Here is a 20,267-nt window from a genome sequence, read left to right as displayed (position 1 = left end):
TTCCGCTTACTTGTTCTTCTTCATGACGGCGGCGATGGCCACCGCGAACAGGACGAGGACGCCGGCGGTGATGAACATGCCGCCGTGGAACCCGGCGAGGGCGGCCTGGTCATCGGCGCCGTGGGTGAGGGAGGCGATGACGGGGACGAGGGCGCCGAGGCCGAGCCCCATGCCCATCTGCCCGACCGCGGGCTTGACGGCGCCCACGGAGCCGATCTTGTCGGCGGGAGCCGAGTTCATGATCACGGCGGACTGCATGGTCTGCGCCCAGATCAGGCCCCAGCCGATGAGGAAGTTGCCCAGGCCGAACATCAGCAGCGGGCTGTTCAGGCCGAGGAAGCCGAACAGGACGTAGCCGACGGCCATGATGCCGAGGCCGGAGACGAACATCGCGGTGGCGCCGATGCCCTTCTTCGCGGCCCAGGCCGTACCGAACGCGGAGGCGAGCGCGCCGAGCCCGAACACCGCCATGACGAGCCCGGAGACCATGGGTGTGACGTGCAGGTGGTGCTGGAGCAGCGTCGGGATCTGCTGGCTCATGACGGCGTTGCCGAAGTTGAAGGCGATGCCGACGAGGACGGCGGCGAGGAAGCCGCGCGACTTGAGCAGTTCGATGGGGAATCCCGCGTGCGGGCACCTCGCCTCGTACCGGGCGAACGCGGTCAGCAGCACGATCCCGACGGCCATGCCGCCCAGGACGATCGGGGACGTCCAGCCGTAGGTGCCGGCCTGGCCGAAACCTCCCATGAAGGTGAGCAGGCCGAGGGCGCCGAGGACGACGCCGACGGTGTCGAAGCGGCGGGTCGAGTCGGCCCGGTTCTCCGGCACCATCCGCATCGACAGCGGCAGGATGATCAGTCCGAGGACCGGCACCAGCAGGTACGAGATGCGCCAGCCGAGCGCCGACACCAGCATCCCGGCGCCGGGCAGCCCGAGCATGATCATCACGCACTGGATGCCGAGCCAGACGGAGAACGCCTTGGCGAGGTCCTTCTTGTGCCACAGGGCGGGGATCATCGCCAGGGACATGCTGAAACTGGTGGCGGTGGCCACGCCCATCAGGGCGCGGGCGACCAGGAAGACGGGGGTGCTGGGGGCGATCGCCGTGAGGACGCCGGCCACGATCATGCCCATCGTCCCGTACTGCATGACCTTCTTGCGGCCCCTGAGGTCGCCGATGATGCCGACGCCGAGCATGGAGGCGGCCAGGATCAGGGTGCAGATGCTCGCGGCGAGCGACACCATCCCCGAGGACATGCTGAGCGCCGGGCCGGCCTTGGCCAGCGAGCTGCTGTTGACCATCGGGTCGATCATCTGCAGCGACGACAGGAAGCCGACGAGGCAGGTCGCGTGCCAGACACGGTTGCGCCGGCCTGCGGCGGCGCGGGGCCACTGCTGGGGCATGGGTGTGTCGCGTTCTCCGGCCCCCTCCGCCGGAGCGGAATCGATGACGGCCATGTTTCCTCCGCTGAAAAGAAGCGGCCCGGCTGGGTGGGCGGGCCGCGTGGCCTACAGCCTGCGAGCCGTAGGGAGTTGGCGGGGCGGCGGAGTCCGCCGCCCTGTCGTGACGGTCGGGAACGGGCGGTCACCCGGGGTCCGTGAACCTCCGGTGGCCTCGTTCCGCGACCCACTCTCCCCTCGCCTCGCGCCCCTTTTCCGGGCCCTTGGGCCGCCCCGGACGGCTGCACCGAAGTGGCTGGAAAGCGCCCCTGCGGCGTGCGAGCCGCCGGTTGTACGTCAGGTCCAGCCCGCCGTACGTGAATGACGCCGAGCATGTCCGAAATGCGCGCCGCCCCTGGTGTGAAGGGGTGGACGTCAGGTCCATGGACGTACGTACTGGCCCGTCCGGGACGTAGGACCCGGACAGAACGGGACCTTCGGCGTCGTGGCGTGCGTCACCGCGCCGCCGTACGTGCTGTGGACTGGTGCCATGACGGATCCGCACCCCGCAGCACCCCCGCACGTCCTCCGGTTCGCCCAGGGCCTCGGCCTGCGTCTGCTCGTCGGTCTCGAAGGGGTACGCCGTGAGGTGCGCCGGGTGGTGGACCTGCGGGCCCCCGGAGCGAAAGCGGCGGTGCGGTCCGGCGACATCGCCCTCCTCGATGCGGCGCACCTGCCTGACGGCGCCACCCGGCTGCGGGAGTTCCCTTCCGCGCTCACCGGGGCCGCGCTGATCGTCGTGGAGACGGCGGACCCGCGCGTCCCGGTGCCGCTGCCGCTGCTGGCCGGTGCGGAGCGGCAGGAGATCCCGGTGGCGCGGTGGACGCGCTCGCCCGGCGGCAGGGACAGCGCGGTCGTGCTGCGGGCGGCGCTCGGTCGGCGCGAGGACCGGACGGCACCGCTGCGCACGGTCCTGGAGGAACTGGCGGAGCGGCTGGACGCCGAGACGCATCTGGTGTTCCCGGAGCCGGGGCGGGCGCCGCTGAGCGCCGGGTGCGAGGGTCGCGGGCAGCTCGACCGGGTGCTGCCGCTCGTACCGGCCGCCGCTCTCGCCGACCCCCTGTTCACGGCGTCGTTCGTGGCGGCGGGGCTGCGGGTGCGGGTGCGGCCGGTGCACGACGGGGGCAGGGGCGTCGGGCTGCTCGTCGTGCTCTCGCGCGCCGAACCGACCGTCGCCGGGCTCGCCGCGCTGGGCCGGGCCGTCGCCCGCCTCGCCGATCTGGGCGGCGTACGCCTGCCGTTCACGCATGAGCTGCGGCTGCTGCGCGCGGCGATCGAGATGCTGTTCACCGGCGAGATGACCACGGAGTGCTGGAGCGCGCTGGTCGGGCGGCTGCACGTGCCGGAGGCGGGCCCGTACGGTCTGCTCCATCTGACGGGCGCCCCGGTCGAACTGCTGCTCGCCGCCGTCGAGGACACCTGGGGTACCGGCCGCTGGCTGCTGCCCGCCCGCACGCCCGAGGGCCTCGCGCTGATCGCCCGGCACGAAGTGCTGCTCGACGCCCGCCGCCTGGTGGACGCGGTCGCCGCGCAACTGGGGCGTCCGGTGCACGCGGGGCTCGCCGGATGCGACCGGCGCGAGGAGTTCGGCTCGTGTTACCGGCGGGCGCTCGGGGCGGCCCGGCGGGCGGCGGCCCAGGGCGTCCCGCTGGTGTCGCAGGACACGCTGCGCCTCGGTGACATGTGGTCCGCGCTGGTCGACCCGGCGGCGGTGCAGGAGCTGCGGGCGCAGGTCACCGAGGTGTTCGCGGGCACGCGCGACGGCGACACGCTGCTGGCGACGCTGCGGGTGTGGGCCGAGGAGGGCGAGCGGGCGGATCTGGCGGCCGAGCGGCTCGGCGTCCACCGGCACACCATGCAGAACCGGCTGCGCCGCTGCGAGAACCTCCTCGGCGGGCGCCTCTCCTCCCCCGAACTCCGCTTCGCTCTCTGGCTCCTGTACCGGGCGCCGGGAGGGCAGGAGTCGTCGTGAGAGGCGGTCTCGTACCGCGCGAGCCGGTCAGAGGCCGACGATGAGCTGGATGCAGACGATCTTCACGAGGATGGCCAGGGCGAACAGGGTGGAGTAGCCGGCGTTGATACGGCTGTCGGTGGCCCGGCCGTTGGCGTAGGCGAGGATCGCGGGGTTGCCGACATAGCCGGCGAGCAGGCCCATGGTCCGTTCGCGGCTCTGGCCGAGGACGCGGGCGACCAGGACCATCAGGGCGTAGCTGATGACCGCGCCGATGGCGAGCACGGCGAGGAGTTTGAGGCCGAAGACGGAGAAGGCGTTCTGCCGGAAGGAGTAGCCGGAGGTCAGGCCGACGACCGCGAGGAACAGCAGCAGGCCGATCTGGCGGAGGGTGAGGTTGGCGCGGGTGGGGAGCGTCCAGACGAGGGGGCCGGTGCGGCGCCGCCAGCCGAGGATCATGCCCATCACGAGCGGCCCGGCGCCGGTGCCGAGGGCCAGGGTCGTGCTGCCGAGGGTCAGCGAGGGGATGCCGATGAGGAACCCGAGGGCGAGTCCCAGACCGAGGCTGACGGCGCTGACCTCGCTGACCTTGGTCTCGGTGTCGCCGAGATAGGTGCTGACGGCGGTGGACCGCTCGCGGGGCATGACGACCCTGAGCCGGTCGTCGAGCTGGAGTACGAGGTCGTCGTGGGCCAGCATGTCGAAGTCGCCGCGCCTGACCCGGCTGACGAGGGCGCCGAAGCGTTCGTTCAGGCCCAGTTCGGCGACGGTACGGCCGGCGAGGGCGGGGTCCGTGAGGAGGATGCGGCGGTAGTCGACGGTGTGCCGGTCCTCCAGGAGGTCATGGGCGGCGGGTTCGCCGAGGTGGTCGGCGGCGGCCTGGAGGTCCTGCTCGCCGCCGACCAGGACGACCTGGTCGCCCGGCGCCAGACGGTCGAGGGCGTGGGCGACGACGGTCTCGCCGCCTTCGGGGCGCAGTTCGGTGGCGAGGACGCGATGGCCGGCCACCCCCGGGACCTCGGCCCAGCGGGCGGGGCGGGTCACCCGTACGGTGCGGGTGACCAGTTTCGAGGGCAGGCCGGAGTCGGGGTCGCGGCGCGCCTTCCACGTACGGCGGGCGGCGATGACCGCGACGAAGACGATGGTGATGACCACGGCGAGGGGGTAGCCGATGGCGTAGCCGACCGCCGGCTGGGCGGGGTCGTCGGACGCGGCCTGGGCGGCGGCGAGACCGGGCGTCGTGGTGCCGATGCCCGCGTAACCGCCGGCGAGGAAGGGGCCGCTGATCCCGAAGCCCCGGTGGCCGATTACGCCGACGACGACCGCGGTGAGGGCGAGGGCGACGATCGCGCCGCCCATCACGGCGAGCTGGCTGCGCAGGTCACGGAAGAACGCCGGGCCCGACTCCAGGCCGACGGTGTACACGTACAGCGCGAGGCCGAGCGCGGAGATGCCCGCGGGGACGGCGGGCCCGATGTCGGGGTCGAGCGCTCCGACGAACAGGCCGACGAACAGCACACCGGCCGCGCCCAGTTTCACCGGCCCGAACCGGACCATCCCGAGCAGCGCGCCCGCGGTGATCACGGCGAAGACCGTCACCCACGGTTGGTCCGCGAAGAACTGCCACACAGCCGGACCCTTCCCCTCCTGGAAGCACAAGTGCCTGACCGCTCCATGATCGTCCAGCCCGGCGGGGCCCGCCATTCGGGAGACGGCGGGCGGCCGTCCGGTGCCGTCAGCGGCGGCGGAGGGCCTTGTGGAGGAGGGACGGGGGCGTGTCGTGCTTCTCCTCGGGCGCGAGGTCCGTGCCGGGGGCGACGATCTCGTCGATCGCGTCCAGGACGTCGGCGGGCAGCACGGTGTCCGCGGCGGCGAGCTGGGAGCGCAGGTGGTCCGGGGTGCGGGGGCCGATGAGGGCGCTCGTCACGCCGGGGTGGGCGGTGACGAAGCCCAGCGCGAGCTGGATCAGGGTGAGGCCGGCGTCGTCGGCGACGCGGGTGAGACGTTCGACGGCGTCGAGGCGGGCCCGGTTGGCGGGGCGCGTCATGTCGAAGCGGTCCGGCATGAACGCCGAGCGGTGGGTGGTGACCTCCCGGCCCGCGCGGACCGCGCCCGACAGCCAGCCCGACGCCAGCGGGCTCCAGGCGAGGACGCCCATGCCGTACTGCTCGGTGACGGGCAGCACGTGCGCCTCGATGCCGCGCTGGAGGATCGAGTAGCTGGGCTGTTCGGTGACGTAGCGGCCCAAGTGACGCTCGGCGGCTGCCCATTGGGCCTGCACGATGCGGTGGGCGGGGAACGTGGAGGAGCCGAAGCAGCGGATCTTCCCCGCGCTCCGCAGGTCGGTCAGCGCCGACAGGGTCTCCTCGTCGCTGGTGCTCGGGTCCCAGCGGTGGATCTGGTAGAGATCGACGTGGTCGACGCCGAGCCGCCGCAGGCTGTTCTCCAGCGCGGTGACGAGCCAGCGGCGCGAGCCGCCCCGGTGGTTGCGCTCCTCGCCCATCGGCATGCCCGCCTTCGTGGCGAGGACGAGGTCGTCGCGGCGCCCGGCGATGGCCTTGCCGACCATCTCCTCCGATTCGCCGTCGCCGTACATGTCCGCGGTGTCGATGAGGTTGATCCCCGCGTCGAGCGCGGCGTCGACGAGGGCGGTGGCCTCGTCCTGCCCGGTGCGGCCGATCCGGCCGAAGTTCATCGCGCCGAGCGCGAGGGTGCTGACCTGCACGCCGGTGCGGCCCAAAGTGCGGTACTGCATGACTGTGTCTCCTCGGGGAGGGCGGGGCGTCGCATGACTTGGTGACCGGTGCCTGCTCTGCCATCATGAGCAAAACGGAACCGTGTTCCGTGAACGATAACGATACGGAACATGGTTCCGTTTCTGCAAGGGGTGGCGGCGCCATGCGTCACGCGAGTGGGAGGAACGTGCCGTGAACGACAACGGCGAAGGGGCGGCCCGAGAGGAAAGGGCGGCCGGAGGCGGCGGGGTGGCCGGAGACGGAAAGGCGGCCGGAGGCGAGGGCACGGCCCCGGGCGGAAGGGCGGCCCGCAAGCCGGCCCCGTCCGGGCGGAAGGACGCCCGGCGCAACAAGGAGGCCCTGCTCGACGCCGCCGCCGCGGTCTTCGTCACGACGGGCGTGGACGCGCCGGTACGGGACATCGCGGCGGAGGCGGGCGTCGGCGTGGGCACGATCTACCGCCACTTCCCCACGCGGGCGGACCTGATCATCGCCGTGTACCGGCATCAGGTCGAGGCGTGCGCCGAGGCGGGCCCCGCACTGCTCGCTGCGAACCCCCCGCACGAGGCGCTGACACGGTGGATCGACCTCTTCGTCGACTTCCTCGTGACCAAGCACGGACTGGCCTCCGTGCTGCAAGCCGACAACGCCGGGTTCGAGACGCTGCACGCGTACTTCCTGGACCGCCTGCTGCCGGTCTGCGCCGACCTGCTGGACGCGGCCGCGGCCGGGGGTGAGATCCGCGCCGGCCTCGACGCGTACCAGCTCATGCGCGGCGTCGGGAACCTCTGTATCGGCGCCGACAGCGATCCCCGCTACGACGCCCGGCGCATGGCCGCGCTCCTCGTCGCGGGGCTGCGCGAGCCGCGCGAGTGACCCCGGCAGGACCGCTCGACCGGCCGGGGTGACCGCGCGTCAGAGGTGACGGCCCGTCAGGGACGGCCGTGCGGGCGGACGGTGAGGAGTTCGGTACGCAGGGCGGGGGTGCCGTCGACCGGTGCCGGGTCCTCGGGCGTCGGCGCGATGCCGCCGGCGGCGATCTTGTCGAGGGTCTTGAGGCCGACCGCGCCGACCGTGCCGAACACGGTGTAGTTCGGGCGCAGCACGGAGTTCCCGTAGACGACGAAGAACTGCGAACCGTTCGTGTCCGGGCCCGCGTTGGCCATGGCGAGGAGGCCGCGCCCATAGACGCGGCGGGCGCCGGTCGGGTCGTTCGCGGCGGGCGGCAGGTCCACCGGCAGCTCGTCCTTGTACGCGTACCCGGGGCCGCCCTCGCCGGTGCCGGTCGGGTCGCCGCACTGGAGGACCTTGAGCGTGGGGTACGCCGTCAGGCGGTGGCACACGGTGTGGTCGTAGAACCGGTGGCGCGCGAGGTGGACGAAGCTCTGGACCGTGCACGGCGCCTTCGCCCGGTCCAGGCGCAGCGGCAGCGGGCCCCGGCTCGTGGGGACGGCCGTGTCGACCGTGCCGCGGTCGGGCGTGCGGCGCGGGTCGGGCGGCAGGGAGACCGGGCGGGCGGCGGGGTCGTCCGGCGTCTCGGTGTACCCGCAGGGGCCGTGCGTGGTGCGCGGCGGGGCGTCGGCGGAGGCGGTGGAGGCGGTTCCGGCCCCGGACACGATCAACGCCGCTGCCGCCCACGCGGTCACGAGAACTCGCTTCATGCCGTACGCCCTCCAGAAGATCGCCGGATGTCGGAGCGGTCGCAGTCTAGGGCGGCCCCGCGCGGGCGCCTACCCGCCCGCAAGCCACAACCGGCCACCGGACTTCGGCCGCCGGGCGAGCTGGTCGGCGCGCCGCGAGCCGGGCGGGGCGGCACTCCTGGCGGGACGGCACTCCTGGCGGGACGGCACTCCTGGCGGGTCGGGACGGCCGGCGGGTCAGGACGGTGGCGTGGCCGTGCAGACGGCCGGGCGGCCCGGGGCGGGCGACTTGCCCGCCGACAGGGTCTTCTCCTCGTCGAGCAGGATGCGGCAGGTCGCGGTGCCGCCACGCGCCGGCACGACGGTCACCTTGGCCTCCTTGTCCTCCAGGACGAGAACGTCCTTCGTCCAGCCCGCGCGCGGCGACTCGACGGATCTCTCCCGCACCGAGCGGTCCTGCCACGGGTAGCGGCCCTTCGTCTCCTGGTACGTGACGGAGACCGGACGGCCGCCGGTGGAGTCGACCTCGTACCTGATGGCGTAGACGGTTCCCGTCAGGTTGACCTTGTTGCTGAAGACGACGGCCACGGCGCCGACGATCACCAGGAGCCCGAGCCCCACGCCGATCGTCCTGGCGAACGCGCTCACACAACCACCTCTGTTGCTCATGCCCTCCAGCCCATCACGGCCATATGGGCGGAAATGTCACCCTTGGGTACCGGCCGCGCGTACCTCTCAGGTCGTACGTAGGCACGTACGTGGTCCCGTACGCGGTCCGGGTCGTCGCTGCGGCGGGTCAAGCCGGGCTGTAGGCGCGGCCGGTGACGTGGTCGTGGAGGAGGCGGGTGAAGGCGCGGGCGGCGGCGGACTCGTAGGCGCCCTCGCGGGTCAGGAGCGTGACGGTGCGTGTCGGCAGGGGCGGGTCGAGGGGGACGAGGGCGAGGTGGGGGTGGTCGTGGGTGAGGGCGTCGGGCAGGACGGTGGCCAGCGGGGTGCGCCGCACGATCTCGGTGAGGGCCTGGATGGAGTTGGCCTCGACGGTGATGCGGGGCTGGACCCCGTGCCGGGCGAAGTAGGCGTCGATGTGCCCCCGGGTGGCGAAGTCGCCGCTGAGCAGAGCCAGTTGGCGGTCGTCGAGGTGGCGTACGGGGAGGGTCCGGGGGGCGTCGGCGGGGTGGGCGGCGGTGACCAGGCTGAGGGTCTCGGTGAACAGCGGGGTGGCGGTGATGCCGGGCAGATGGGCGCCGGCGAAGGCGATGCCGAGGTCGAGTCCGTCGGCGGCCAGGTCCGCTTCGATACGGTCCTAGGTCGTCTCGGTGAGGGTGAGCGTGATGCCGGGGTGGCGGGCGTGGAACGCGGCGACGACCGGCCCGACGAGATACGCGGTGAACGTCGGCGTGACGGCGAGCCGCAGATGCCCGCGCGAGAGGTCCCGTACGTCGTGGACGGCGCGCTCGGCGGCGGCGAGGTCGCGCAGCGCGCGGCGGGCGTGTTCGACGTAGACGGCGCCCGCGTCGGTGGGCCGGACCGAGCGGCCGGTGCGGTCGAGGAGCTGCACGCCCACGGTGCGTTCGAGCTGCTTGATCTGCTGGGAGAGCGTCGGCTGGGAGATGTGCAGTTCCTCGGCGGCGCGGGTGAAGTTCCCCTGTTCGGCGACGGCGAGCAGATAGCGCAGGTGACGCAGTTCCAAGGTGGCCATACCCAGACTATAGATGCGATCTATAGGAGAGATGGGCAGCAACTCTTGGACACTATAGGTGCAGGTCGTGCACGGTTGTCCTTGTCGGCCTCCGGGGCTGACAGCCACCGAAGGGAGCGACCATGCAGGACCTCACCGAGGGCGTCGCGCGGTTCCAGCGCGAGGTCTTCCCGGCGAAGGCGGACCTCTTCACGCGACTGGCGACGCATCACCAGCCGCACACCCTGTTCATCGGCTGCTCGGACGCGCGGGTCGTGCCGGAGCTGATCACCCAGGGCGAGCCGGGCGAACTGTTCGTCATCCGCACGGCCGGGAACCTCGTCCCCGCCTACTCCCCCCACGCGGGCGGCGTGGCGGCCAGCATCGAGTACGCGGTGAGCGTGCTCGGCGTCAGCGAGATCGTGATCTGCGGGCACTCCGCCTGCGGGGCGATGACCGCGCTGGCCGAGGGCCATGACCTGTCCGGGGCGCCGACGGTCGCGCAGTGGCTGCGGCACGCCGACGCCGCCGTGGCCCGCACCGCGGGCATGGCGGCGGGCCCCGAGAAGGTCGGCGCGCTTGTCCGGCAGAACGTCCGGGCTCAGCTCACGAACCTGACCACCCACCCCTGCGTCGCCCGGGCGCTCGCGGAGAACCGGGTGACGCTGCGCGGCTGGGTCTTCGACATCGGCTCCGGCCAGGTCGAGGCCCTCTCCCCCGCCGGGAACGCCGGAGCCGGCGGAGCCGCCGAGAACACCGGCGCCGCCGGGTACGCCGACGCCCCCGCGCGGGACGCCGCCCTCGTCGCCTGACGGCCGCCCGGCCCTGTCCCTCGCGCCCCGGCACGGCACGCCGCGGGCCGCCCCCACCCCAGAATCCGCCGGCCTCACCCCTACCGTTCGGGACCGGCATCACCGTAGAAGGAGTACCTGTCATGGTGCACGCCCAGTTCGACCCCACCGCCCGCGAGGCGCTGGCCGCCACCGCCGTCGAGGCGAAGATCCGCAAGGACCTCACCTGGGAGCGGATCGCCGAGGCGTCCGGCCTGTCGGTCGCCTACACCACCGCCGCGCTGCTCGGCCAGCACCCGCTGCCGGAGGCGTCCGCCAAGGCCGTCGCCGAGCTGCTCGGCCTGGACGACGACGCGGCCCTGCTGCTCCAGACCGTCCCGACCCGGGGTTCGATCCCCGGCGGCGTCCCGACCGACCCGACCATCTACCGCTTCTACGAGATGCTCCAGGTGTACGGCACCACGCTGAAGGCGCTGGTCCACGAGCAGTTCGGCGACGGCATCATCTCCGCGATCAACTTCAAGCTGGACGTGAAGAAGGTCGCCGACCCCGAGGGCGGCGAGCGCGCCGTGATCACGCTCGACGGCAAGTACCTGCCCCTCAAGCCCTTCTGATCCGGGCCCCTCACCGCCGCACCCGCTTCCCCCAAGGAGGAATCCATGGACTTCGCGCAGCGCACCATCGACATCGCCCGGCAGAACGTCGCCGAGGGCGGCCGCCCGTTCGCCACGGTGATCGTCAAGGACGGCGAGATCATCGCCGAGTCCCCCAACAAGGTCGCCCAGACCAACGATCCGACGGCACACGCCGAGATCCTCGCCATCCGCGAGGCGTGCGTGAAGCTCGGCACCGAGCACCTGACCGGCACCACGATCTATGTGCTGGCCCACCCGTGCCCGATGTGCCTGGGCTCGCTGTACTACTGCTCGCCCGACGAGGTCGTCTTCCTCACCACCCGTGAGGCGTACGAGCCGCACTACGTCGACGACCGCAAGTACTTCGAACTCGCCACCTTCTACGACGAGTTCTCGAAGAACTGGGACGAGCGGCGACTGCCGATGCGCTACGACGAGCGGGACGCCGCCGTAGACGTCTACCGACTGTGGCAGGACCGCAACGGCGGCGACCGCCACGTCCCCGGCACCCCGACCGCCTGACCCGTTGATCCTGACGTACTGATCCGTAGGCGCTGTCCCGGACACAACGCGTCGCGCCCACCGCACACTCCCCCGTGCGGTGGGCGCGACGCGTGTGTGCGCGGGGGGCGACTACCAGGCCCAGGTGTCGGGCGCGGTCTTGGTGGGCAGGACGCCGATGCCGTAGTCGCTGATGGTGACGACCACGTAGCGGTCCCCGTCGAAGCAGTTCAACTGGTACCGCCTGCCGCGCTCGCTCCAGCTCCACATGTCGTCGCGGCCGCGCTCGGGCGAGAAGCCCGCGCGCCGCGACACCGCGCAGGGCGCCAGGCCGCTGACGTCGATGTCCACGCTGCGGCCGGCTCCGTGCCAGGAGACCGTGCCCGTCAGGGGTTGGTTGGTCAGGTTCAGCACGAAGAACTCGAAGGTTCCGGTGTCACTCATTGCGCCTCCTGTGGGGGAAGGTAAATGCCGAGCGGGTACCCGGAGTTGATCCTTCCGGGATCGGCGGAGGCCGCCCATCCCCCACAGGTGGACGGGCGGGGGCGTGCGGAGGCGTCACGGGCGCGATCGGCCGTACGGCCCGGGCCGCGAAGCCGCCCCCACCCCAGATGCGCCCCGGCGGCGCGGTGGAGTGCGGCGTACGGGAGCGAGGGCGCCCGCGCGGCGCGTGCCGATGAGTTCTGCGGGGTGGGGCGGTCCATACTTCGGGTTCCAGCGAAGGAAGGCCGGCCATGCGGAAACTGATCTACGGCATGAATCTGTCCCTGGACGGCTATATCGCCGCGCCCGGCGACGACATCGGGTGGAGCGGGCCGCCCGGCGAGGAGTTGTTCGCGTGGTGGCTGGAGAGGGAGCAGGCCAGTGAGCTGACGCTGTACGGGCGCAAGGTGTGGGAGACGATGAGTTCCTTCTGGCCGACCGGTGATCAGCGGCCGGAGGCGACGCCCGCGGAGATCGCGTTCGCGCGGACCTGGCGGGACACGCCGAAGGTGGTGTTCTCCTCGACGCTCGACAAGGTCGAAGGCAACGCCCGCCTGTTCACGGGCGACGCCGTCCCCGAGATCGCCCGCCTGCGGGACGGGGACGGGGGCCCGATGACCATCAGCGGCGCGACACTCGCCGGGGCCGCCATGCGCGCCGGGCTGATCGACGAGTACGCGGTCGTCACGCACCCGGTGCTTGTGGGCGGCGGTACGCCCTTCTTCGCGGCGCTGGAGAGCTGGGTGCGGCTGCGGCTGACGCGGACGCGGACGTTCCCCGGCGGGGTGGTCCTGAGCTGCTACGAGACCGTGCGCTGAGTACCGCCTGATCCGCCGGCGGGGGGCCGTCCCGCGCGCCGCCGGGCGTGCCGGGGCCGGCCGGCGCGGCACAGCAGGCGGTGCGGGAGGTGCCCGAGCAGGCCCCCGGTCGCGGCGCCGAGGGTGTTGAAGAGGACGTCGTCGGCGTCGACCGTACGGCCCGCGTCCATGACGTACTGGGCCGCCTCGATGAACAGGCTCAGCGCCAGCCCGGCCGCGCGCCGCCCGGCCCGGGTGCGGGCGGCGCGCGGCGAAGACGTACAGGAGGCCGAGGGGGACCAGCATCAGGGCGTTGGCCGTCTGGAGCCGCAGGATCATGCCGCGTTCCATGTCGCCGATGCCGAGCGTGCTCATCTCGCTCCCCCAAAGTCCTTCGCCCGGGACCCGGTTGACGTAGCGGGAGCCTCCGCTGCCCAGCGGCTGGTCGGGCAGGAGTGTCGCGACGCACACGAGCAGGAGGCAGCAGACCAGCAGCGCCCGGGCGGTGACAGCGGGGACGTCCGTGCGCGCCTCAGCCCGCCAGAGCGCGCCCGCCGAGGCCATGGCGAGGCACACCAGCAGGAACCCGGCGACGGTCGCGGGGCTGAGATACAGGACGACTTCCGGGCGCGTGGTTCGAACGTCCCGTTCCGCCGGGGCCGGGCGGGGGCGCGCCGGGGCGCCGGGCCTGACCAGCGAGGGCGCCGCCCAGACGCCGGAGGCTCGTGTTCCGTTCCGCCGGACGCCCGCAAATTGGTCTAGTCCTGACTTGGTACAGACCATTGACATGCTCCTGCGGACAGGGCTATTCCGTAAGACATCTCCCGTGCGTCACAGCTGAGTTGACGCCGCCTCACCTCTTGGATGGCCATGAGACGTATGCGCTCCCTCCGTGCCGCCGTCACCGCCGCAGCGACCGCGGTGGCCGCCCTGGGCCTCACCGCCGTCGCGGGCGCCCCCGCCCAGGCCGCGACCCCGCTGCCCGCCCATGTCTTCGCGCCCTACTTCGAGTCCTGGACCGGCGAGAGCCCCGCCGCGCTCAGCGCGCAGTCCGGCGCCAAGCACCTGACCATGGCGTTCCTCCAGACCGCCACCAAGGGCTCCTGCACCGCCTACTGGAACGGCGACACCACGCTGCCTGTCGCGGCCTCGTCCTTCGGCGCCGACATCAAGACGATCCAGGGGCGCGGCGGCGACGTCATCCCCTCGTTCGGCGGCTACACCGCGGACACCACGGGCACCGAGATCGCCGACAGCTGTACGGACGTCGACCAGATCGCCGCCGTGTACGAGAAGGTCGTGACGACCTACGACATCCCGCGCCTCGACATGGACATCGAGGTCGACTCGCTCGACAACACCGCCGGGATCGACCGCCGCAACAAGGCGATCAAGAAGGTCCAGGACTGGGCCGCCGCCAGCGGCCGGAAGCTGGAGATCTCCTACACCCTGCCGACGACAGCCACGGGCCCGGCGGCCAGCGGGCTCGCCGTGCTGAAGAACGCCGTCGCCAACGGCGCGCGCGTGGACGTCGTCAACCTCATGACGTTCGACTACTACGACAACGCCACCCACAACATGGCGGCCGACACCAAGACCGCCGCCCAGGGCCTGTACAACCAGCTCGCCAAGCTCTATCCGGCCAAGAGCGCCGCCGAGCTGTGGGGCATGATCGGCATCACCGAGATGCCCGGCGTCGACGACTTCGGCCCCGCCGAGACGTTCACCCTGGCCGACGCCAAGGACGTCTACACCTGGGCGACGGGCAAGGGCATCAACCTGATCTCCTTCTGGGCGCTCCAGCGGGACAACGGCAGTTGCCCCGGCGGCGCGGCGAGCGACACCTGCTCGGGCATCGCGCAGAACACCTGGGACTTCTCGCACATCTTCGCGCCGTTCACGAGCGGTTCGACCGCGCCGAGCAACGACTTCTCGCTCTCGGCCTCGCCCGCCTCCGGTTCGGTCAAGGCCGGCGCGTCCACGACCGCCACGGTGAAGACCGCCGTCACCTCCGGCAGCGCGCAGAGCGTGAACCTGACGGTCAGCGGCGCCCCGGCGGGCGTCACCGCCACCCTCAGCCCCGCCTCGGTCACCGCCGGCGGCTCCTCGACGCTGACCGTCGCCACGACCTCGGCGGCGGCGGACGGCACCTACCAGCTCGTCGTCAGCGGAGCCAGCCCGTCCGCTGCGCACTCGGCGACGTACACGCTGACCGTGACCGGCGGCAGCGGCAGCCAGTGCACGGCGGCGCCCTGGTCGTCGGGCGCGGTCTACACGGGCGGCCAGCAGGTCTCGTACAAGGGCCACACGTGGAAGGCGAAGTGGTGGACGACGGGCGAGGAGCCCGGGACCACCGGCGAGTGGGGCGTCTGGCAGGACCTCGGCGCCTGCTGATCCCCCGCCCCGCGCGGCCTGCCGGACCGATCACGGTCCGGCAGGCCGTTCCTGTCGGTGCGTCAGACGTTGCCGAGGTCGGCGGAGAGCCAGTGCTCGGGGCGGACCGTGATGATGACGCCCTCGCCGTGGTTGGCCTCGGCGAACTCGACGTATCCGGCGACCTTGTCGGCCGGCAGATACCGCGAGGCCATCTCGGTCAGATGCGCGCGCCCCGCCGGGACCGTGGAGACGACGGACCCCTCGACCGACACATAGCGCACGGTCGGCTCCAGGCGGTCCACCATGAGCGTCAACCGGCCCGCCTTCTCGATGAGTTCGTGCTTACGGGAGTTCTTGCCGGTGTGGATCCACACATCGCCGCCGGGCGTGTACTGGTACCAGATGGGCACGGTCAGCGGGGCCCGGCCCTCGCCCCCGTCGACGGAGAGGGCCGCGATGTGCGGCTCGGCGAGAAACTGCTCACGCTCTTCACGGCTGAGGGCCACGGAACTGCTCCTTCACGATGCTGCGGGCATGTCTGCGGGCGGTTCGGTCCAGCATCGTGGACAAGGCCGCCGGCGCCCGTACTATTCCGCCCCCGGTGGGCGCGTCGGCCGGGCCCCGGAGACGCGAGTGCCGCCCGCACCGGGTCTCCCGGCACGGGCGGCGTTCTTCAGCGCGCCTCACACGCATGCCTCGTACCTCCGGGTGACTGGCCGTCAACTCCGGGGCGGCAGCCGTGCGTTCAGTGGACGCCGAGGGCCGTGCGCAGGGTCGTGAACAGGTCGGTCTGGTTCGTCACGCCGAGCACGCGGTACGCCTGCGGGCCCTGGGCCGCGATACGGACCTGGGTGCCGGTGTGCTCCTGCGACTGGCCGGGCGTGTTGGTCGAGTAGTTGACCTTGAGCTGCTGGCCCTCGTCGGTGACGAGCGTCGAGGACAGGCCGGGCGGGTTGGCCTCCAGCGGGACGATCTGGCTGGAGTGGCCGTGGTCGGCGGTGGTGACGACCAGCGTGTCCGGGTGCTTGGCCGCGTACGCGCGGGCGACCGCGACGGCACGGTCGAACGCGGCGGTCTCACCGATCTGGCCGCACGGGTCGGCCGCGTGGTCCTGCTTGTCGATGGAGGCGCCCTCGACCTGGAGGAAGAAGCCCTTCTTGGAGTGCTTCGACCTCTGCCCGGCCTTCTGTCCGGCCTTCTGCTTGGCCCCCAGGAGCTGGATCGCCTTCGTCGTCTGGTCGGCGAGGTTCGGCGTGCCGGCCGGGCGGTTGGGGTTGGCGGTGACGCAGCGCTGCGGGGCGGTGCCGCCGAGGGCCGCGCCCTTGCCGGTCCACTCGGTGGGCACGTTGCCGGGGGCGAACAGGCCGAGCAGCGGCTTGCCACCCTTGGCCGCCTTCAGAGACGCGTCGTCGGTGACGACGTCGTACCCGAGCTTGCGGGCCTGCTCGGTGACCGTCAGGCCCTTGTACTCGCCGTCGGTGACCTTCTGGTCGAAGCGCTGCTTGCCGCCGCCGAGGAGCACGTCGACCTTGTGGTTGACGCTCTGCTCGGCGATGGAGCCGGGGCCGCCCTTGGCGAGGGTGTCGGTGGGGCACTTCGCCATGTCGGCGGGGCCCTGGCAGGAGCGGTCCGTGGCGTGCGAGGCGAGCACGGCGGGCGTGGCGTCGGTCAGCTCGGCGGTGGTGACGCTGCCGGTGGCGAAGCCGCCCTTCTGGGCGAGTTCGAGGATCGTCGGTACGGCCTTGTCGGTGCCCGGCGTCTTCGAGATGCGGCCGTTGACCGTCTTGACGCCGGTCGCCCAACCGCTGCCGCTGGCCGCGGAGTCGGTGACGTAGTCCGGGGTGCCGTCGGCGTGCACGGCGTACGTCGTGTAGGCGCCCGTCAGCGGGAACTTGTCCATGTTCAGCCGGCCTGCCGCGCCGACCGTGTAGTCACGGGCGAGGGTGATCTCCGAGTCGCCCATGCCGTCGCCGATGAGCAGGATGACGTTCTTCGCCTTGCCGCCCTGCACGGCGTGCCGGGCCTGGTCCTGCGAGTCGAACGCGCCCGCGGACGCGGACAGCGCCACGACGGCCGCGCCGGCCGTGGCGGCGGACGCCGCGGCGACGAGGGTGCGGCGGGACAGGCGTGGTCTGGGCATGGCAACTCCTTGACTGCTTCTTGAACGTGCGCCTCACCTCACCAGCCGAAGGTGAACCGCGGTGAACGTCCGGATGCCGCGTACGCGACGCGCGGGCGGCTCGAACATGGGCACGCGACGCCCGGGCGGCTCGAACGTACGTCCCGTGCCGCCGCCCGGCGGGGGTGCCGCGCCGCCGAATCCCCCTGGTGCGGGGCCCTGTTGGCCGCCGTACGGGCGCCTCGCGGCCGCCTTCGCGACGTTCCGCGCAAAAGGGCCGCGTGAGATCATGGGGCCGATCCCGCCAGGGATGTCACGTACACGAAGGAGACCCGACAGCACCATGTTCGACGCGCTGAAGAACCTCAAGGACAAGGCAGAAGACCTCGCCGAGGAGCACGGCGACGCGATCTCCTCCGGTCTGGAGAAGGTCGGGGACTTCATCGACGACAAGACCGACGGCAAGCACAGCGACAAGATCGACACGGCCGTCGACAAGGCGCAGGAGTACGTGGAGAAGCTGGGCGAGAAGAAGGACTGACCGCCCCGCTCCACCGAGGGGCCGGCCCTGCTTCGGCGGGGGCCGGCCCCTCCGTCGTCCGCCGACGTGTCCAGCGGCGGCCCCGGCTGTCTACTGCCCCTCCGCCTGGAGGCGCAGGCCCGCCAGGGTCAGGTCGAGGGCGGCGAGGAACTGGTCGCGGTCGTCATGCGCCGCGAACTCGTCCGCGATCTGGCGGACATAGGGGAACTCGTCCGCGTCGAGCGAGCGCCAGGTCTGCGCGAAGCGCTCCAGGAACTCCTCCCGGTCGACATCACCGTCCGCGAGTTCCTCCGGCAGCTCCGCCCCCAGGTCGGCCGCCGAGCCGACGACCACGCCCGTGATCGCCGAGACCGCGTGGAAGCGCTGGCGCGGGGTGAGGTCGAGGCGCAGGGTCTGGCGGCCCAGCCGCTCGTACAGGCGCAGGGAGTTGCCCTGCACGTCCGTGTTGCGCATGAAGTAGGCCGACAGCCAGGGCCGGTCGGCGATGGCGTCGAAGAGGATGACGGCCATGGCGCGCAGGTCCGCGAGGGGGTCCTCGCTCGGCGGATGCGCGTCGACGGCGGCCAGGACCCCGCCGATGGCGTGGTCGGTGGCGCGGTCGAGCAGTTCGTCCTTGTTGGAGACGTACCAGTAGATCGTGCCGACGCCCGTGCCGAGCCGCGCGGCGAGGGCGCGGAAGGTCAGCGCGGACCCGCCGGCCTCGTCCAGCAGGGCCACGGCCGCGTCGAGCACGGCCTCCATGGAATGCGAAGCACGTTTGCGCCCTCGGGTGGGGGCTTCGGCGGAACGCGTGCGCGGGGGCGTCATGGGATCCATCCAATCATGGGGTTGCCTCTTCATCGAACGACGTTCTACTATCGAACTCTGTTCCAGTAACGAACGTCGTTCCATAGCAGGCGGCGGCGTTCGAGAGGAGGTCTCCCATGAGCGTCGTCACCGATCCCCCCACACGTACCGCCGGCGGCCGTACGTATCCGTCCCTGCGCGCGGCCTGGATGCCGCTGGCCGCGCTGTGTCTCGCGTTCTTCGTCGAGATGGTCGACAACACGCTGCTGTCGATCGCCCTGCCCACCATCGGCCGTGACCTCGGCGGCAGCACGACCGCGCTCCAGTGGGTCACCGGCGCGTACTCGCTGACGTTCGGCGGTCTCCTGCTCACCGCCGGATCGCTCGCGGACCGGCTGGGGCGGCGCCGCGTGCTGCTGGTCGGCCTTGCCGCGTTCGGCCTGCTCAGCCTGGGTGCGGTGGCCGTGCACTCGACCGGCGAGCTGATCGCCCTGCGGGCCGGTCTCGGTGTCGCGGCGGCGGCGATGGCGCCCATCACCAACTCGCTCGTCTTCCGTCTCTTCGACGACCAGGCCCTGCGCATGCGGGCGATGACCCTGATGATCGTCGTCGGCATGTCCGGCTTCGTCCTCGGCCCGCTGCTCGGCGGCACCGCACTCGCCCACGTCGGCTGGGAGTGGCTGCTGGTCGTCAACGCGCCGATCGCGCTGATCGCCGCCATCGGCGTCCGGCTCGGCGTCGCGGCCGACCGCCGCGAGGACCTGACCAGCGACCGGCTCGACCTGCCGGGCGCGGCCCTCAGCGTCCTCACCATCGGCCTGGCCTGCTACGCCCTGACCAGCGGCGTCGAGCACGGCTGGCGCTCGGCGGCCACGCTCGCCTCCGTCGCGGGCGCCCTCGCCTCGGGCATCGGCTTCGTATGGCACGAGCGGCGCAGCCCCGCGCCCATGCTGGACCTGCGGCTCTTCTCGCGCGGCACGGTCAGGGGCGCCGCGCTCGCCCAGATCGGCACGTCCGTGGCCATGGCCGGCGTGATGTTCGGGCTGATCCTCCACTTCCAGTACGCCTACGGGTGGAGCCCCGTGCGGGCCGGCCTCGCCAACCTGCCGATCATCGTCACCATGATCCTCGCCACGCCCCTGTCGGAGTGGCTGGCGAAGCGGTTCGGGCACCGGGTCGCGTGCCTGGTGGGCGCCGCGTGTCTCGCCGTCGCGCTGGGCGGGCTCGCGTGGGGCGTGGCGCACGGGTACGCGGTGATCGCCGCCTGCATGGTCGTGATGACGGTCGGGCTGCGCACCGTCATGACGATCTGCGCCATCGCGCTGGTCGAGGCGATGCCCGCCAACCGCACCTCCATCGGCACCGCGCTCAACGACACCGCGCAGGAGGTCGGCACCAGCGTCGGCACCGCCGTCATCGGCACGATGATCGCCGCGCTGGTCACGACGCGTCTGCCGGCGGGGGCCTGGAGCTCTGACCTCGTACGGTCCTTCTTTCACGGCGAGCGGATCAGTTACGCGCTGCTCGCGGTTCTCGTCGGCCTGATCGCGGCGGGCGGCGCGCTCACCCTCACCGATTCGCACGCGGTGGAGGAACACGGCTGAGCCGGCCCTGCCGGATGCGGGGGCCGTCAGGTGCCTCGCGCAGTTCCCCGCGCCCCTGAGCGTGGTTGTCCACCTTTCGGCCGGTGGCAGGCTGGTCGCGCAGTTCCCCGCGCCCCTTCGGTGCGCACTTCGTGCGCTACCTCTATCTGGGGAGGCAGGGGCGAAGCCCCGCCTCCAGGGGCGCGGGGAA

19 protein-coding genes and 1 pseudogene are annotated in these 20,267 nt (G+C 72.2%); 9 read left to right on the top strand and 11 right to left on the bottom strand.

What is annotated here, in order from left to right; all coding sequences use genetic code 11:
• Nucleotides 1-6 precede the first annotated feature (6 nt).
• A complete protein-coding gene (locus tag ACZ7LY_RS17965; RefSeq protein WP_471625570.1) occupies nt 7-1,458 on the bottom strand; it encodes an MFS transporter in 1,452 nt (483 codons plus the stop codon).
• Nucleotides 1,459-1,930: 472 nt separating this feature from the next.
• On the opposite strand from ACZ7LY_RS17965, the gene ACZ7LY_RS17960 reads away from it, so the two are divergent.
• Nucleotides 1,931-3,412 (top strand): helix-turn-helix domain-containing protein, encoded by a 1,482-nt coding sequence (locus ACZ7LY_RS17960; protein WP_471625569.1) that lies wholly within the window; start codon nt 1,931-1,933, stop codon nt 3,410-3,412.
• Nucleotides 3,413-3,439: 27 nt separating this feature from the next.
• Here the strand turns inward: ACZ7LY_RS17960 and ACZ7LY_RS17955 are convergent, their stop codons facing one another.
• The gene (locus tag ACZ7LY_RS17955; protein ID WP_471625568.1) at nt 3,440-4,990 is read right to left on the bottom strand and encodes an aspartate:alanine exchanger family transporter; all 1,551 of its coding nucleotides are present in this window, start codon (nt 4,988-4,990) and stop codon (nt 3,440-3,442) included.
• 136 nt (nt 4,991-5,126) lie between these two features.
• Complete coding sequence (locus ACZ7LY_RS17950; protein WP_471625567.1) at nt 5,127-6,146, bottom strand: aldo/keto reductase; 1,020 nt, start codon at nt 6,144-6,146, stop codon at nt 5,127-5,129.
• Between the two features lie 340 nt (nt 6,147-6,486).
• On the opposite strand from ACZ7LY_RS17950, the gene ACZ7LY_RS17945 reads away from it, so the two are divergent.
• A complete protein-coding gene (locus tag ACZ7LY_RS17945; protein ID WP_471625740.1) occupies nt 6,487-7,002 on the top strand; it encodes a TetR/AcrR family transcriptional regulator in 516 nt (171 codons plus the stop codon).
• A gap of 56 nt (nt 7,003-7,058) precedes the next feature.
• Here ACZ7LY_RS17945 and ACZ7LY_RS17940 read toward each other — a convergent pair whose 3' ends face one another.
• The 3 genes and pseudogenes from ACZ7LY_RS17940 to cynR all read right to left on the bottom strand — a co-directional run bounded on the left by ACZ7LY_RS17940 (nt 7,059) and on the right by cynR (nt 9,465).
• Entirely contained in the window at nt 7,059-7,787 is a 729-nt protein-coding gene (locus ACZ7LY_RS17940; RefSeq protein ID WP_471625566.1) for a peptidylprolyl isomerase, read from the bottom strand.
• A gap of 216 nt (nt 7,788-8,003) precedes the next feature.
• Nucleotides 8,004-8,414 carry a hypothetical protein gene (locus ACZ7LY_RS17935; RefSeq protein WP_471625565.1) on the bottom strand — a complete coding sequence of 137 codons (411 nt, stop codon included), beginning with the start codon at nt 8,412-8,414 and terminating at the stop codon, nt 8,004-8,006.
• Between the two features lie 148 nt (nt 8,415-8,562).
• A pseudogene (gene cynR, locus ACZ7LY_RS17930) lies at nt 8,563-9,465 on the bottom strand (transcriptional regulator CynR).
• Between the two features lie 122 nt (nt 9,466-9,587).
• Here cynR and ACZ7LY_RS17925 point away from each other — a divergent pair.
• The 3 genes from ACZ7LY_RS17925 (at nt 9,588) to ACZ7LY_RS17915 (ending at nt 11,392) form a co-directional block, all read left to right on the top strand.
• On the top strand, nt 9,588-10,256 hold the full coding sequence (locus ACZ7LY_RS17925) for a carbonic anhydrase (protein ID WP_471625564.1): 669 nt from the start codon (nt 9,588-9,590) through the stop codon (nt 10,254-10,256).
• A gap of 122 nt (nt 10,257-10,378) precedes the next feature.
• Complete coding sequence (gene cynS, locus ACZ7LY_RS17920; protein WP_471625563.1) at nt 10,379-10,849, top strand: cyanase; 471 nt, start codon at nt 10,379-10,381, stop codon at nt 10,847-10,849.
• A gap of 45 nt (nt 10,850-10,894) precedes the next feature.
• Nucleotides 10,895-11,392 carry a nucleoside deaminase gene (locus ACZ7LY_RS17915; protein ID WP_471625562.1) on the top strand — a complete coding sequence of 166 codons (498 nt, stop codon included), beginning with the start codon at nt 10,895-10,897 and terminating at the stop codon, nt 11,390-11,392.
• A 111-nt stretch (nt 11,393-11,503) separates the two neighbouring features.
• Here ACZ7LY_RS17915 and ACZ7LY_RS17910 read toward each other — a convergent pair whose 3' ends face one another.
• Nucleotides 11,504-11,815, bottom strand: coding sequence for a hypothetical protein (locus ACZ7LY_RS17910; RefSeq protein ID WP_471625561.1), 312 nt, complete (start codon nt 11,813-11,815; stop codon nt 11,504-11,506).
• A gap of 290 nt (nt 11,816-12,105) precedes the next feature.
• On the opposite strand from ACZ7LY_RS17910, the gene ACZ7LY_RS17905 reads away from it, so the two are divergent.
• The gene (locus ACZ7LY_RS17905) at nt 12,106-12,672 is read left to right on the top strand and encodes a dihydrofolate reductase family protein (RefSeq protein ID WP_471625560.1); all 567 of its coding nucleotides are present in this window, start codon (nt 12,106-12,108) and stop codon (nt 12,670-12,672) included.
• On the opposite strand, the gene ACZ7LY_RS17900 is transcribed toward ACZ7LY_RS17905, so the two are convergent.
• Nucleotides 12,654-12,881, bottom strand: a complete 228-nt coding sequence (locus ACZ7LY_RS17900; RefSeq protein WP_471625739.1) for a VanZ family protein — start codon at nt 12,879-12,881, stop codon at nt 12,654-12,656. The two genes, ACZ7LY_RS17905 and ACZ7LY_RS17900, sit on opposite strands and share 19 nt — an antisense overlap.
• A gap of 640 nt (nt 12,882-13,521) precedes the next feature.
• Here ACZ7LY_RS17900 and ACZ7LY_RS17895 point away from each other — a divergent pair.
• Entirely contained in the window at nt 13,522-15,045 is a 1,524-nt protein-coding gene (locus ACZ7LY_RS17895) for a glycosyl hydrolase family 18 protein (RefSeq protein ID WP_471625559.1), read from the top strand.
• 62 nt (nt 15,046-15,107) lie between these two features.
• On the opposite strand, the gene ACZ7LY_RS17890 is transcribed toward ACZ7LY_RS17895, so the two are convergent.
• Nucleotides 15,108-15,533 (bottom strand): pyridoxamine 5'-phosphate oxidase family protein, encoded by a 426-nt coding sequence (locus ACZ7LY_RS17890; protein ID WP_471625558.1) that lies wholly within the window; start codon nt 15,531-15,533, stop codon nt 15,108-15,110.
• 239 nt (nt 15,534-15,772) lie between these two features.
• On the bottom strand, nt 15,773-17,167 hold the full coding sequence (locus tag ACZ7LY_RS17885) for an alkaline phosphatase (protein WP_471625557.1): 1,395 nt from the start codon (nt 17,165-17,167) through the stop codon (nt 15,773-15,775).
• A 322-nt stretch (nt 17,168-17,489) separates the two neighbouring features.
• On the opposite strand from ACZ7LY_RS17885, the gene ACZ7LY_RS17880 reads away from it, so the two are divergent.
• Nucleotides 17,490-17,687: an antitoxin gene (locus ACZ7LY_RS17880; RefSeq protein ID WP_471625556.1), complete on the top strand. Its 198-nt coding sequence runs from the start codon at nt 17,490-17,492 to the stop codon at nt 17,685-17,687.
• Between the two features lie 90 nt (nt 17,688-17,777).
• Here ACZ7LY_RS17880 and ACZ7LY_RS17875 read toward each other — a convergent pair whose 3' ends face one another.
• Nucleotides 17,778-18,428, bottom strand: coding sequence for a TetR/AcrR family transcriptional regulator (locus ACZ7LY_RS17875; protein WP_471625555.1), 651 nt, complete (start codon nt 18,426-18,428; stop codon nt 17,778-17,780).
• Nucleotides 18,429-18,610: 182 nt separating this feature from the next.
• On the opposite strand from ACZ7LY_RS17875, the gene ACZ7LY_RS17870 reads away from it, so the two are divergent.
• Nucleotides 18,611-20,077, top strand: coding sequence for an MFS transporter (locus tag ACZ7LY_RS17870; protein WP_471625554.1), 1,467 nt, complete (start codon nt 18,611-18,613; stop codon nt 20,075-20,077).
• Nucleotides 20,078-20,267: the final 190 nt, after the last annotated feature.

Source organism: Streptomyces sp. NPDC107550 (assembly GCF_055639095.1).
Note: the sequence above shows the minus strand (reverse complement) of the source record. Positions and strands in the feature narration are given on the sequence as shown.